Annotated in this window: 14 protein-coding genes and 1 pseudogene; 14 read left to right on the top strand and 1 reads right to left on the bottom strand. The window is 52.9% G+C overall.

Translation table 11 applies throughout. The features are described from left to right. From HMPREF2609_RS04700 to HMPREF2609_RS04745, 11 genes and pseudogenes are all read left to right on the top strand, one after another. Positions 1-454: pseudogene (locus HMPREF2609_RS04700) on the top strand (hypothetical protein); the annotation flags it as partial. 104 nt (positions 455-558) lie between these two features. Then, a complete protein-coding gene (locus HMPREF2609_RS04705; protein WP_246825572.1) occupies positions 559-1,527 on the top strand; it encodes a skin secretory protein xP2 (protein APEG) in 969 nt (322 codons plus the stop codon). Between the two features lie 129 nt (positions 1,528-1,656). Beyond that, complete coding sequence (locus HMPREF2609_RS04710) at positions 1,657-2,268, top strand: hypothetical protein (protein ID WP_070535260.1); 612 nt, start codon at positions 1,657-1,659, stop codon at positions 2,266-2,268. Positions 2,269-2,505: 237 nt separating this feature from the next. Next, positions 2,506-3,333, top strand: coding sequence for a hypothetical protein (locus HMPREF2609_RS04715; RefSeq protein WP_070535262.1), 828 nt, complete (start codon positions 2,506-2,508; stop codon positions 3,331-3,333). 164 nt (positions 3,334-3,497) lie between these two features. Next, positions 3,498-4,214: a hypothetical protein gene (locus HMPREF2609_RS04720; RefSeq protein WP_048751708.1), complete on the top strand. Its 717-nt coding sequence runs from the start codon at positions 3,498-3,500 to the stop codon at positions 4,212-4,214. A 114-nt stretch (positions 4,215-4,328) separates the two neighbouring features. After that, entirely contained in the window at positions 4,329-5,174 is an 846-nt protein-coding gene (locus HMPREF2609_RS04725) for a hypothetical protein (protein ID WP_070535263.1), read from the top strand. Between the two features lie 348 nt (positions 5,175-5,522). Beyond that, positions 5,523-6,056: a mechanosensitive ion channel protein MscS gene (locus HMPREF2609_RS04730; RefSeq protein WP_070535265.1), complete on the top strand. Its 534-nt coding sequence runs from the start codon at positions 5,523-5,525 to the stop codon at positions 6,054-6,056. A gap of 307 nt (positions 6,057-6,363) precedes the next feature. Then, positions 6,364-6,567, top strand: a complete 204-nt coding sequence (locus HMPREF2609_RS11120; RefSeq protein WP_246825573.1) for a hypothetical protein — start codon at positions 6,364-6,366, stop codon at positions 6,565-6,567. Continuing rightward, positions 6,543-7,247: a hypothetical protein gene (locus HMPREF2609_RS04735; RefSeq protein WP_246825574.1), complete on the top strand. Its 705-nt coding sequence runs from the start codon at positions 6,543-6,545 to the stop codon at positions 7,245-7,247. The genes HMPREF2609_RS11120 and HMPREF2609_RS04735 overlap by 25 nt, the downstream gene beginning before the upstream one ends. 160 nt (positions 7,248-7,407) lie before the next feature. Continuing rightward, positions 7,408-8,175 (top strand): hypothetical protein, encoded by a 768-nt coding sequence (locus tag HMPREF2609_RS04740; RefSeq protein WP_070535266.1) that lies wholly within the window; start codon positions 7,408-7,410, stop codon positions 8,173-8,175. 171 nt (positions 8,176-8,346) lie between these two features. Continuing rightward, positions 8,347-9,051, top strand: coding sequence for a cation:proton antiporter family protein (locus HMPREF2609_RS04745; protein ID WP_070535269.1), 705 nt, complete (start codon positions 8,347-8,349; stop codon positions 9,049-9,051). 107 nt (positions 9,052-9,158) lie between these two features. On the opposite strand, the gene HMPREF2609_RS04750 is transcribed toward HMPREF2609_RS04745, so the two are convergent. Continuing rightward, positions 9,159-9,818 carry a DedA family protein gene (locus HMPREF2609_RS04750; RefSeq protein ID WP_048754996.1) on the bottom strand — a complete coding sequence of 220 codons (660 nt, stop codon included), beginning with the start codon at positions 9,816-9,818 and terminating at the stop codon, positions 9,159-9,161. Positions 9,819-10,176: 358 nt separating this feature from the next. Here HMPREF2609_RS04750 and HMPREF2609_RS04755 point away from each other — a divergent pair, with 358 nt between their 5' ends. The 3 genes from HMPREF2609_RS04755 to HMPREF2609_RS04765 all read left to right on the top strand — a co-directional run bounded on the left by HMPREF2609_RS04755 (position 10,177) and on the right by HMPREF2609_RS04765 (position 14,193). After that, positions 10,177-12,309 carry a RecQ family ATP-dependent DNA helicase gene (locus HMPREF2609_RS04755; RefSeq protein ID WP_070535271.1) on the top strand — a complete coding sequence of 711 codons (2,133 nt, stop codon included), beginning with the start codon at positions 10,177-10,179 and terminating at the stop codon, positions 12,307-12,309. Positions 12,310-12,364: 55 nt separating this feature from the next. After that, positions 12,365-12,895, top strand: coding sequence for a tRNA adenosine(34) deaminase TadA (gene tadA, locus HMPREF2609_RS04760; protein WP_070535273.1), 531 nt, complete (start codon positions 12,365-12,367; stop codon positions 12,893-12,895). Positions 12,896-13,263: 368 nt separating this feature from the next. Continuing rightward, entirely contained in the window at positions 13,264-14,193 is a 930-nt protein-coding gene (locus HMPREF2609_RS04765; RefSeq protein WP_070535275.1) for an ABC transporter ATP-binding protein, read from the top strand. Position 14,194: the final 1 nt, after the last annotated feature.

A 14,194-nucleotide genomic window follows, 5' to 3' on the forward strand; every position in this document is an offset into this window, starting at 1 on the left:
TTACCCCGTTCACGGGGTAGAGGAAGTCAATTCAGGTATTAATGACACGCTTGATTCGTGCAAAGGGGCATTGGATCAGGATGAATGCCTTGCACGTGAACGTATAGTCGTTGCACCTGGGTATATTTTAGTAATATTTATTGCGGCCTTTATGATCTGCAATATTTTTGGCTGGTTAGCCGTTAAAAATAACCGCCATTATCTGATGGTGCGCGTTATCAACATTATTGGGATTGTACTTTCAGCCTTGGGAACTATGGGAGGAGCCCTAGTTTTACTCATAGCAGTTGGAAGTATGGCGACCTGGGGACATAACGGGGGTAGAGGGGCATTAGTCGCCCTCCTGGCGACGGTTGCACCTGCGGTTGATTTAGCTTTCTCGATCGTATTTGTTGTGTATGCATCGCGCATGAAACGAGGTATATATTCCCCGAAGAATACCTACCAGCCGTGATAGGGTATGCGTAGATAAAAAACTCACTCGGCTTCGGGAATTTATACGTCGGAAAATCCGTATAAATCCTTAGGATTAGGATATATGGGGAGGAGGAAACTGCTGTGGATCACGAATCTCGCGTGCATGATGCCGATGCGGTTCCCCCTGCTCACATGAACGCCGAAGATGCTTCGCCTCGGGACGAAGCCCCGCCGGCCGGTCAGGATGCGGTGCCCACCCGCTACACGGCACCGATTCGCCACGCGGTTCCGGCAGCGCCGCCCGCATACGCCCTTGAGCATGCACGACAGAATTCGGGGGAGCCGGAGCCAACCCCGCAGTCGCCGCAGCCCAAGAAACAGGGCGCGGTTCGTCAGGCGCTTCGGGCAGCCACGAAATCGAAAACTGCCGAGCCTCAGGCACCTCAGGATGCGCCTGCCCCACGTTTTATTCCCGCCCCCACGCCAGAGCCGCCAGCGCCTAGTTCTTCGGAAGTATCCGCTACATCAGAACCTGCCCCATCACAAACCTCACAAGAGGTTGAGCAGGATGTATCGCCGCGACGGAATAGTATTCCACATCAGGCATATACGCCGAAGAATCTGAGCCGCGCATTCTCTCAAATGCAGGTAGGCCTTGAAACAATAAATGCACGACGACGTTCTCTGAACATCACCATCGGTATCCGGTTAGCAGTGCTCGCTCTCTTGGGGATTTTTGAAGGCTCTATTATTGCACGCTACACCACCAATATGGGGTGGGGGTTTTGGCTGATTATCACAATCTACGCCGTTGTTCAGGTATGGCCGTTAGCGCGTCCGCCCAAAGACGCTTCGGACGCATCCGTATATTCCGTGTGGGGAATATTTTCACTAATCTGCTTTATCGGTGTTGGACTGGTACTTTCACCCATCACATTCCTACTTCTCGTCTTGAACTGGGATGGTATTTCACTGGGTCTTGACCCCATGATTGTGCTCTGCGCGCTGGGTGCTTTATGGCTTCTTGAAATCGCATTGCTGAGTGTAACCCTGTATAAGTTCAATACTCTGCGTGCGATACTCGCTCGCCCAACATTAAGTATTCGTTAGGGCGTATGTACAGGACCCACTGCGTCGCTGTGCGACGCGATATGACTGCGCGGCGGTGTTGTATCTGTCTCTTGCTGGCAAACCTTGCTAATCTAACACTAGAAACCAGTACGAGAGGGGAAAACCCGGGTGGAAAACCAGCCAGAGCATCCGCATGACGATCGGGCCACGGTATTAGTGTCGAAGATATCGGGCAAGCCTATAAGGCCCCTTCAAGTGTCTCTGGCAGCCCTCATCATGACGATATTTATAGGGATGTGGGCGTACATTCTGATCTCGTATATCGTCTGGGTTGTTACGGTGCCGCTGCAGGGCGTGTCGCTCTGGGAATCAGAAACTTTTCTGACGCTCAAAGACCAGCTTCCCCTCGTATTTTTCATGATGGCAACCTTCGTGCTGATGGCGCTTCATGTGGTGGTGTTATTTGCGTATTTACGCGGGCATAGGTGGGCTGCGTATGTGCTGACTGCCTCTTTGCTGTTGGGAATGCTCTGCGCCTTTATTGTGCTCTTGCTGGTGGGCGTTATCATGGCCGGTCTTAATGGGGCTCCTATGGAGGAAGTAGAGTTCCTCTTGGATTCCAACTCGTCGCCGCTTTATGTGCCTCTTTATGTGGGTATGCCGTATCTTGTGATGAGCGTTATTGCTCTTGGACTGATCTGGAGCCGTGCCGCCCGCGAATACATGCATGCGCGAAGTTTATGGCGTGCCGAGCAGCGTGAGGATTCCCTGATGTTCTAAACCACCCCACGGTATATTCTCTATTTGGAATATATACAGGTGAGAGGGTATTTTGAGGGTGCTGTGCCAGGTATTTTCCGAGCTGGTACAGTCCCTTTTGTATATCGCAGAAAACCTGCTGAGAAATATTCCACATATGGAATACGGGTGTAAATACTGCAAACCGCCCTTGAGGTCGGCTACTCTCAGAAATAAGTTCACAGTTCTATTGAGCTAAAACCTCAAGGAGAATCGCCGATGACCAACCACCCAAACCCGGCTTCAGGAGACCCCTCACCCCAGCAACCTACAAACCCTTATGTGCAGCATTTACAGCAGCATATGGCGGTGGGGCAGGGGCAGAATCCTACAGTTCCCCTTCAAACTGCCCCTCAGGGCACATATGGCAATAACGCGGTTAAGATTGAAAAACCTGCACGAACATTCGTACTGACACTGGTTCTTGTGGGTGCTTTGGCATGCATCGCGTTACGGATCATAGAGTATCTGGTCAGTGCATCGTTAATGAACGAGGCGGCACGCTGGGTAAGCTCCCAACAGTATGCAGAGAATATTGATCGCGAGGCCATTGCGGTTCCCGCATTTTTACTCTCGGGCGCCCAGGCAGCCCTTTTGCTGGTATCTGTTTTTGTGTCTTCGTGTCTTTATCTGCTCTTCGGCTGTTTCGCATATGTGGGGCGGAATTGGGCGCGTATTATGCTGACAATTCTTGCCGTTATCGGGATTATTATGAGCGCCTTCAAATGCTGGGCTTTTAATACCGCACAGACAGGTATTGAAGGGATCTCACAAAATCCACAGGTACAGGGGTATATGAGGGTGCTCGTGATTCTATACGCTGCCCTCTGCGCGGTTAACCTACTTACGATAATTGTGATGTGGCTTCGCCCGGCTAATCGTTATGTACGCAAACTCAAGGCATATCGGCTGGCGCGTTTAATGGAACAGACTCAATATCAGCAGGTATATGCATATCACGTTGTTCAGCCAGGCTACTATGCGGGTCAGCAGCCAGGAGGTTACAACCCCAACGCTGGGCGGCAGCATCCCGAACAGCGGTCGTAGACGGGCAGACCGCGATCAGCAGCTAGGGCGGCGGCAGAGTTTAAGCCGCCAAGGTTCGGTTCATAAGAGAACCACAATGTTGGTGTTCAAGGAACTTTTAGTATGCTCAAAAGAGTATCCATGCAGCACTATAAATTTCATAAAACCCGTGTAAGGACTGCACCATGACATATTCTGCCGCGCCCATGCCGGAAGGCACGCCCTCGTATCAGCCTCATATGGCAGCACCGAATCCAGGAGGTCTTGCTGCCGCCTTTAAGGAGCCTAAAAGACCTGCTTTTGTTTTTGTCTTCGCAATTTTTACCGCTACGGTGTGCCCAATCCTGCGTTTTGTGGAGTATGTCCTAACGTCTTCATATTTGAGTGAGGCTTTTAAATGGCATCAATCACGCACGCACGTACCTGCGTACGGTGATATGTCTCTTGAGCAGATGAAATCTGGAATGTTTGCACAGGCGCAGCTAAACTCAACGCTCACATTCCATTTTCTTTCCGTGCTGACATCTGCTCTGCTTTATATTCTTTTTGGGCTCGTCGTGAATAGTGGGAAAAACTGGGGTCGCATTCTGCTGACTATTCTTGCCTCCTTGGGCATGCTGATGAGCGGTATGAGCGCTTTGGGCCAGGCTTATACGATGTCCAATCCAGAGGCGCCGGCTTTTGCGAATGCGCAGGGGTATTTAGGAGCTCTGGTGGCCGTATATATGCTACTTTTCCTGGCGAATATATGCCTGGTTGTTCTCGTGTGGATGCCGCCCGTGAACGTGTATATGCGGAACACTAAAGCCTACTGGAAAGCTAAAAAGGCGCTGGAGGCGGGTAGTAAGAGCTACCAGACGGAATCAGCTTCGGAAGAGCAGACTAAAGGTACAAACTCATAACCTGGTTGTCATTAAATAAGCCCGAATGCTAGGCAGTGTGAGCGCTTTCCGCTATTCTCGAAAAGAAGCCCAATGCGGTGCTTCACCCCGTTATAACCGTAAGGACTATTGTCGATGAATGAATACCCCAGGCCAACCGACCCAGACCCCCAGCCGCAGCAAGGTCCGCAGACATCGGGCGCATACCCAAACCAGCCGCAGAATCAGTATGGGCAGAACCAACCCGTAAACCCGCAGATCTCGCAGCCGTATGTGCAGAATCCGGCGCATCAGGCGGCGCCGTCACCTTCCACGCCGCCGGAATCAGCCGCAAAACCGAAAATGTCGATTCTGTTGCTGTCTGTCCTCATCCTGGCGATCTTGATGCCCATCTTGCGCGTCATCGAATACGGCATTATGACCTCTATGGTGAGTAGCATGATGGAATCGATCCGTCAGTCTTTTGGGGAGGATATTTACCAACATGTCATGGCTAACCCAGAATATTATGAGCTTAAGACTGTAAAGAATGTCGTGATAGTTCGTTTGATCATCGGTATTTTCTTCAGCATCATCTACATTCTTTTCGGAATTTTTATTTTCCTGGGATACAACTGGGCGCGTATTGTTTTGACGGTTTTCACGGCGTTAAACACACTCTTATCTGGGCTTCTGATGGTAAGTGCCATTGTGGATTACGGCGTATCCGGTGAGTATATGGACTTTATAGATCTTCATGGCTACGCTGCCTGGCTCCTCATCATCTATATTGCCATTTTGGTGGTGGGTCTTCTGCCCCTGATTCTGATGTGGCTACCGCCCGCGAATAGGTATGTTCGCCAGCGTACTTCGGTGCGGCGGGCGGGAAACCAGGAAAATAACCCCTACGGAATGCCGCAGCCCTATGCATATCCGGCACCCGCGCCGCATCCGGGGCAGGCACCCGAGAATCAGCCTTCCTCTGGAGAGCAGCAGCTTTAGCTCCCTGAGGATATAAGAGTTTTACTTCGTAAAGGTGCTGCGGCATATATGTTAAATATATGCCGCAGCACCTTTTTTATAACTGATCTCGTTGCGTGTAAATAATTTCTTGTATGTCCATAAAGCCTTTATTTCTGGGCATCTGACCGATAAATAATAAAACTATAAGCGCCTTAAATCGACGCTTTTCTGACATTAAAACATAGTGCAAAAACCTAGAGATATTGTCATATTGCTTGATGAACCTGTAACGTGTGCTTTAAGGGTTGTGGAGGTTCTTCGTAACACTCAGCTAAGACCTCAGATACTTTCGTACAATGCCGCAGCCCTCTAGGAGGAATACCGCCAATGAGCTATGACAGTGCTGTACGCTCTGAATACTCCACAACAACACTGACCTCTGGGTATATGGGTGAAGAGAATATGGTGAATTATTCGCCCGTACCGAGAGCCTCTTTAGAGCGGCCTTATTTACCGCGGGCGGTGAAGATAGCCGCATGCGCCAGCATGATGATTGCTATTCTTCGCACCATATACCTGACGGCATCGTGGTATTTTGACAATTTTGCTCTGGGGAATGCCCTGACTATTGCCAACGTTTTCTTGCACATTATTCTAGGAATTTTTATTCTTCGGGGGTATGCGCTGGCGCGTGCTCTGTTGGTTTCACTCGCGCTGCTGACCTTGGGAACATCCCTGCTGACTCTGAGCTGGCTGCGCCCCGCCGTTCCCGATATTCCGGGGTCATATTTGTCGGTTGTGGTGCTGAGCATGGCGGCACTGACGCACTCGGTGCTGTTAGGATTTTTGATGTTCCCCGCCAGCGTTACCCTGTACATGCGTGAGAGCAACGCCTACCGTCAGGCATGCGCGCACTGTTAGCCGTAGGTTCTGGGAGCCTATTTACAAGACATATCCGGGCTATGCTCCTGAGCTAACGGCAGCGTGCCAGCATTTCTGAATTCGGGAGCGATGGTTTGTGGTCACTGAAGGGTGTGTTTCCCGAATAAAATTCGAGATCGGTCGTGTCCAAAAATTCGTCGTATATGACGAAATATCAGGTTGAGCTCGGCGTGATTAAAAAATATTTCACGACATCGGTCAATAATGTATGACCTGAAACTAAGGCTCCGCTATGCTCGTAATACAGCCGTTTAACACGGTAACCGAGAACAAAGGAGTACCACCGATGAGCGAGCAGCATAGACCTGACCCGGCTCTGCCTCAAAACCCTCAGCCTTCCGGAGGCCAAGGCTACCCCCAACAACCCGCACCCGCCGGTCAGCCCATGTATGGGAACGCCCCGCTCCCGCCGCTGAACTTCCTGAGAAGCCCGCGTACCGAGGAACTGTTGTCGCCGTTCTCATCGTGGGTATTATTGCGGCTCTTGTAAGTCTTGCGTGCTTAATTCTTGAGCTCACCGTGACCTCGAAATTCGCAGAATTCGCACAAGCAACCGATTTGGATCCTAAAAAAGATAATCCCTTCGACTTTGGTGTGAGGGCTTATATTGGCGCCGTTATCTCTATCGTTGCTTTCATCTACCTTTCTTACAAGGTTAAATACGGCGATAGGTCGAATTCCACCACCCTGACTGTGGTTGCAATTGGTGCTTCTGCTTTTAACCTTTTCATCTTTTTGCCAAGGTTGGATGACGCGCGGGGTGTACAGGATCTTTTGCAGACGGACCTCATTCCGGAGAGGTTTGTTGGGTTCCTCAACTCCTACGTATACGTGGTCTACCTGGGCATAGCGTCTGTTGCTGTTTTTGCACTTTTGGTTATTCTCACCTGGATACCGCCGACAACAAAGTACATGGAGAAGGCTAAGGCCTACTATGACGCGCTTCACGGAAAGAACCAGCCCGTCGATGCCAGCGCCCTCGCCGTGCCCGCATCCGAGGGACAGGCACCCGTTGCACAGCATAACGCCCAGCATGTTCAGAACGGGCAGCAGGGGTATGGATATGACCCGCAAGCTCCTCAGAATCCGCAGGCTCAGCAGAATAATGTGCCGCAAAACCCGCAAAATCCCCAAGACCATCAGGGCAATAGCGGGTACAATCTGAATTAGAGATTGAAAATTTCATAGGTTTGATGCACTTCGTGCATGCCTAACAATGTTCGTCGTGCACCTCAGACGGGGGCACGACGAACATTCTTTTAAGGAACTCTCAACGATCGAAGTGAGAATTCCGTAGCCCAACCACAAAAAACATTGTTGAGGAGGAACCATGAGTCAAGATCCTTATGGTCAACAACCCCCATACCAGCCGCCGCATCCCAACGCGCCCATGCACCCGGCGATTCAATACGCACCCGTGCCAACGCAGAAACCCGAGCCCACTACCGTCGTCAAGATCGGCACCTACCTGATTTACGCCGTGGCACTGTACATGATCATGCGAGCCATCGTTGGCTTGGATGATTTCGGGTTCCAGACATACCATACGGAGAACGGCAAGACGACCGAAGTAAACTCTTCGACGGGACTCGGCTATGTCATCAGTGCAATTTTTGCTGCGTTTACCATTTTCCTCGGATTCTTCTACTCTAAGGGCCACGGATGGGCACGCATTACCGCCCTTGTCCTGGGGATTATCGGTACCATTCGCGATCTGCTCTACTTCTTGCTTACCCTTCTCGCCCAGTCGCTGGTACAGTCCGTTACATCTCAGATGGATGGGGCGCAGCAGGTATCTATAAGCCCTGCTGTATACATAGTTCTTATATTGGGCATTATTTTGCAGATTGCGGTAGTGGTTTTCATGCTTCGTGGTGATGCCGCTCGGTACACGAGCGATAGCCGCCTCTGGCGCAACTACCGGCAGGATCAGGGTCCGCAGCCCGTTCAACAGCCCACAGATTCCCAGCCTCAGCAAGGATTCGGTCAGGCTGCACAAAACCCACAGGTGCAGAATCCGCAATCACGACCAAACCCCGCACCGCAGAATCCTAATGACCGGTACGACGGTGGTAGCGATGGATACCGCCTGAACTAACCTACAGACACCCGTATGCGCCCTCAACAGCGCGGAAACGTTCGCCGTACACTACCATTGAAGTATGGCGAGCGTTTTGCGTTTTTGCACCATATAAAAGTGTTGCTGGCATGCATACGACCGCCATAGATATAGCACCGGTACACACGATAAGAGTCACCAGGACACATCATGAGCCAAAATCCCTATTATCAAGATCCGCAGTATCAGCCCTCATACGCCCAACAGCCTCAAGGACCTTATGGCCAGCCATACCAGCCAGGGGCTTATATGTCTGTTCCAGAGAAAAAACCCGAACCCAGCACGGTAGTAAAAACAGGTATTTATCTGATCTTTGGGTATGCGCTTTATGCCCTGGTATCAAGTATTTACAACTCGGTAACCCTTCGAGACAGGATGAATGCCCTGCTCGAACAGCAGAAGAACCAGTACTCTCCGTATGGGAACTACAGTAGCGTCAACTTTTCAGACTCGTTGATAACAACGAGTATTGTTGTTGGCATTCTGATAGCCGTCATCATAGTCGCTCTTACGGTCGTTATCGGTTATTTTTACGCCAAAGGGCACACTTGGGCGCGTATTACAGCTTTGGTCTTAAGTAGTATTGGTACTGCATTCGGTGTGATTACCCTGATCATGATCCTCATGGGTGCCGGCACAAGGTCGGTAAGTTATTCCCCGTATTCTACGATGAACGACCCTGTGTCAATTGGTATGACAATCTTCTCCACGGTTTTGCAGGGCGCCATTATCGTGTTCATGGTGCTGCGTGATGCTACGCAGTATACCGCTCAGAGCCGCATCTGGCGTATGTACCAGCAGAATCAGAGCGGTGTAAATCCCTACCAGCAGGGGAACCAACCCTATAACCATTAGGGTATATGCTTCGATAAGAATATAAGCATATACAGGGGGGGCGGCGAATACAGACTGTATTCGCCGACCCCTTATGCATATGCAGAAGTTTGAGATTTAGGCGCCCCCTACTCGGCTGCCTCACCCTTGGCTTTGGAACGGCCGCGCAGGTATTCAAAGGTCACGGGCAGAACCGAAACCAACACAATAATGACCGCAAGCATCTCAATATTGTTGTGGATGAACTCGACACCACCCAACAGCACGCCCGCCATGCCAATAGAACCAATCCACAAGACGGCACCCAAGATGTTCCAGAGGTTGAACCTACGGCGTGGATACGAAGAAATACCTGCCGCCAGCGAAACAAAGGTACGAACGATCGGTACGAAGCGACCTACAACAAGTGCGAAACCGCCTCGTTTAGCAAAAAATTCTTCCGCGGCGTGCAAGTTCTTGGTGCTCAGGATTTTTGCATCGTCTTTGAAAAGATTACGGCCATAGCGGGCACCCAGCTGATACCCGACCTCGCCGCCAGCTACCGCTGCAATGATAAGAACCGGGAACGCCAGCCAGAGCGACAGCCCCATGCGGTCATGGAGCATACCCAGAGCGAAGATCAAAGAGTCGCCCGGAAGCACCGGAAACAGCACGCCCGATTCGATAAAAACGATGATGGCCGAAACCACCAGAACCCACGGACCGGTGCTGATCAGCACATCTTCAAGCTTGAAACCGAGGAGCCCCAGCGGAAGATGGGCAAGAAGTACGGGGATAAAAAAAGCCATAGAAAAATCCTGAAGTAGTCGAACACAAGGCACGCGCGGTGCTTGCACACAATCCTATGCGGTCTGCCTGAGAGACCACTAAGGCAAAAATATGTGGAAGCTATGAAGTGTCTCGCAATATTCTACCGGGATTCTTTGTGAGAAACGATTAAGAGCGTGAACCTGCCTCACGAGCTTGGCTAACTGATGGAATCATGGCGTTTATACCCGATGAGGAATATAAGGGCGGTGAAGTCAGTACCCATATATTCCGTGACCGCGATAGTATTCCCAAACCTGCATGCACGAGGTAACCGTACAGCATGTGCGGAGCCTTGAAATCTGCCATGATGGGAGAAACCCCTCACAAAGGAACCCCATGCCAACACTCCATGAAAACGCCCAAGTCCTGCTCAGAAAGCTCACCGCAAACCCAAATGCGAGCTTTCATCCCGGGCAGTTCGAGGCTATCGAGGCGCTTGTCACCGACCGCCGCCGCACCCTCGTGGTACAGCGTACAGGCTGGGGAAAATCTGCCGTGTATTTTATTTCGGCGCTTCTGATGCGCGCCCAAGGTTCCGGGGTTGCCCTCATTATTTCTCCGCTGCTTTCGCTCATGCGCGACCAGGTGCAGGCAGCCGAACGCGCCGGGGTTCGTGCCGCTATGGTGAACTCCGCTAACGTGACCGAATGGGAGGCAATACGCGCCCGCCTTGATGCAAACGAGCTGGACGTTCTCCTCATTGGACCCGAACGACTCAATAACCCCGCATTTCGTGAAGAATGGATGCCTTATCTGCAGCCGCGGCTTGGTCTTCTGGTGGTCGATGAAGCGCACTGTATCTCCGATTGGGGGCACGACTTTCGCCCCGATTACCGGCGCATCGGGGCACTTATTCGTGAGCTTGATACGAACGTTCCCGTACTCGCGACGACCGCAACCGCGAACGAACGTGTAAGTCGCGATATTGCCGAACAGCTTGCCGCAGGCGCCAGCCCTGAGGATGTTGTGGTGCTGCGTGGTTCGCTCACCCGCGATTCTCTGAGGCTGGGCGTGCTGCAGCTGCCCGACGAAGCGCAGCGTCTAGGCTGGCTGGTTGAACACCTTGATACGCTGCCGGGCTCAGGAATTATCTATATCCTGACGGTATCCGCCGCCGAAGACACCGCCCGACTGCTGCAAACCGCCGGGCACAAGGTTCTTGCGTACACCGGAAAAACCGATCCCGATGAACGCCGCGAAGCCGAAGAAGCCCTCAAAGCCAACCGGGTTAAGGCGCTTGTTGCCACGAGTGCCCTCGGTATGGGATTCGACAAACCGGATCTGGGGTTTGTGGTGCATCTTGGGGCGCCTTCTTCGGCGGTGAGCTACTACCAGCAGGTAGGCCGTGCCGGTCGCGGCACCGACCATGCGGATGTACTTCTGCTGCCCGGGCGTGAAGACCGCGCAATCTGGGAGTACTTTGCGACCGCATCTATGCCCGACGAACAGAACGCTTACGCCGTGTGTGAGGCGCTGGCTGCTGAACCCGATGGGCTGTCTATACCCGCGCTGGAGGCGCGTGTACAGTTACGCCGAAGCACCTTAGAGCTTCTGCTCAAAGTACTCGATGTTGAGGATGCGGTGCGCAAGATCGGCTCACGCTGGTACTCCACAGGTGCTCCCTGGAGCTACGATGCGCCACGATACCGTGCCGTGGCGCAGGCGCGCGTTCGGGAGCAAGAGGCCATGCTCGCCTACGAAAGTACCGAAGGGTGCCGCATGGTCTTTCTGGCACGCGAGCTGGACGATACCACGGCGGCTCCGTGCGGAAAATGCGATAGGTGCGCGGGCCCCTGGTACCCCGAACAGGTCTCTGAGCGCGCCGTGCAGCAGGCTCAAGGAACCCTCAACGCGGTTGGCGTAGAAATAGCCCCGCGCGGCATGTGGCCTACCGGGCTGCAGGAGCTCGCGGGGGAGAACGCGCCGAAGGGTAAGATTCCGGTGTCAGAGCGCGCCGAACCGGGTTACGCGCTGGCACGCCTCAGCGATGTGGGATGGGGCAGCCGTGTGCGTGAACTTTTGGCGACCGACGAATCCGGGGAACCTCTTGATATGCCCGTTCCTCAATCTCTTGGGCAGGCCTGCGTGCGGGTTCTTGCGGCATGGGACTGGGGTGAAACCGGGCGCCCCGAAACCGTACTCACGGTACCGTCTCCGGTGCGTCCCACGTTAGCGCGCTCGTTGGGGGAAGGGCTGGCCCATATCGGCAAACTTGTGTATTTGGGAGAGGCTGAGCTGGCTGCCGAACCGCGTTTCTTCGGCGGTAACAGTGTTTTCCGATGTGCCGATGTCATGCGTTCCTACCAGATTCTTCCTGAGGTAATTGAGAGGCTGCGTGAGCATCCGGGGCCTGTGCTTTTAGTGAGCGATATTGTGGATTCTCGCTGGAGTATCACCGTGTTGGCGCAGCGGCTGCGGGCGGGCGGGGCATCCGCCGTATACCCCTTCGCGCTGGGTGTGACACACTGAGAATATGTATTTCTCATGAGGAATATATAGCTTTTGACAAGGACATATAGGCGATATGGAATATAACAATAGTGGTGTTCACACCGGTGACGGTGAAGCTCTCAGCACCATTGCGACATTGGCTGAGCATGAACGCTGGATGCGCCTGGCTCTCGACGAAGGCAAACGCGCAGCATGCGCCGGTGAGATACCTATCGGCGCGGTGGTGGTAAATGCCGAAGGCGAAATTATCGGCTCGGGGCACAATAGCCGTGAACACGATCACGACCCCACCGGGCACGCTGAGATCCACGCGATTCGCCAGGCGGCACAGCATCTTAAGACCTGGCGTTTGGAAGAGTGCACGCTCGTGGTGACCGTTGAACCATGCCTCATGTGCGCCGGGGCGATTCTGATGGCGCGCATACCCACGGTGGTGATGGGTGCTTGGGAAGAAAAAACGGGTGCGGTGGGGAGTCAATATGATGTGCTCCGTGACCGTCGTTTAGGGCTTGATGTGCAGGTTTACGCCGGGGTGCTGCGCGAGGAATGTGCCGGGCTGATGCGCACATTTTTTGAAGCACGCCGCCCACAGCAAGGGGTCTAAGTTGCTGGGCACTTTTGTCTAAATTCTTTGTCTTCCCTCATAAAAGTCTCGTGATGTGATCAAACAGTTTCCAACGTTTTATTTACATCATGAGTCTTTTAGTCTGAGAAGGGAAGGAAGAAGATAGAGGGAGAGAGGGGAAGCGACGGGAGCCGGCACCGCTCACCCCCTTATTTGAACGAAAATCGCTTTTTCTTTGAAAAATAATCCATAAATTTCAAAAATAATATCGGAAATCGTCAAAAAATGGTCATGTGCACTGTTTCTGCGGATCTACGATAGATGAGGTAATTCAGGGTCCTGCGTGCCACTTAACGCGGGGACGCGCCAAGAATCCTGACACGTATTCATTTAAAGGTTCAGCACATATGTTAACCGCAGACGATATTTGGGCTCGGGGTCGCCATAAGGCGCTCTTCGGCCGTACCAGCTTCACGGTGGAACGCGGCGAGGTCATCCTGATACAGGCCGACAGTCAGATTGAACGCACTTCCCTGAGCTTAGCCCTTACCGGGCGGCTGAAGCTCAGCGGCGGAACTCTCAGCTGGGATCACCGAAGCCCCGTCAGCTTGCGCTACCTGCGCAGTATCTCTGACATTATTGATTCCCCAGAAGTTACCGCCCCCGAAGTGCATATGCGCGTGCATGATTACGTCTCCGAAATGCTCTCGTACTCTCTGCCGTTCTTCGGTCGGCCCCGGGCAAGCCACTGGCTGGAGCAGAATGATTTAGGCGAGCTCGATAGGCTCTGGACCGAACAGCTTACAGGTGAGCAGAACATCCGTCTGATGAGCGCTCTAGCGGCGCATACCCGCTCCGATCTTCTGGTATTTGATACTCCGTCACGGCATCTGGACCACACCCGCATGTGGCTGCCGTATCTGCAGGAACTCGCCGAAAACGAAGACGATCCGCGTGCCGTGATCGCCGTAGTTCCGCATATTTCCGAAAGCTGGGACGGCAAAACTGCCGTGGTTGGTGACGCCCACGAAGACCTTGAAGAAACCCCGCAGGATGCGCGCGAGAGTATCCGCCTTACCGTTGCGCGGGAGGAAACCGACTCGTCCCTGGATGACCTGCTCGGCGACCACCACCACCACGACGACGATCATAGCGACCCGAACGATCGCGAGACGCTAGAGAGCGAGGATCCGGGCGAGAAGGTACAGACCGTCCGGTCACCGCAGGAAGACTCGGCGGTGAACGCATCCGAAGTATCCGAGCCTTTCCCCGAAGACCACGAAGAACAGCTCGAAGAATTATCAAACCCGAAGAATCCAGCAGAGAAGGAACAGTAAC

Source organism: Rothia sp. HMSC058E10 (assembly GCF_001809415.1).
Classification (GTDB): Bacteria; Actinomycetota; Actinomycetes; order Actinomycetales; family Micrococcaceae; genus Rothia; species Rothia dentocariosa.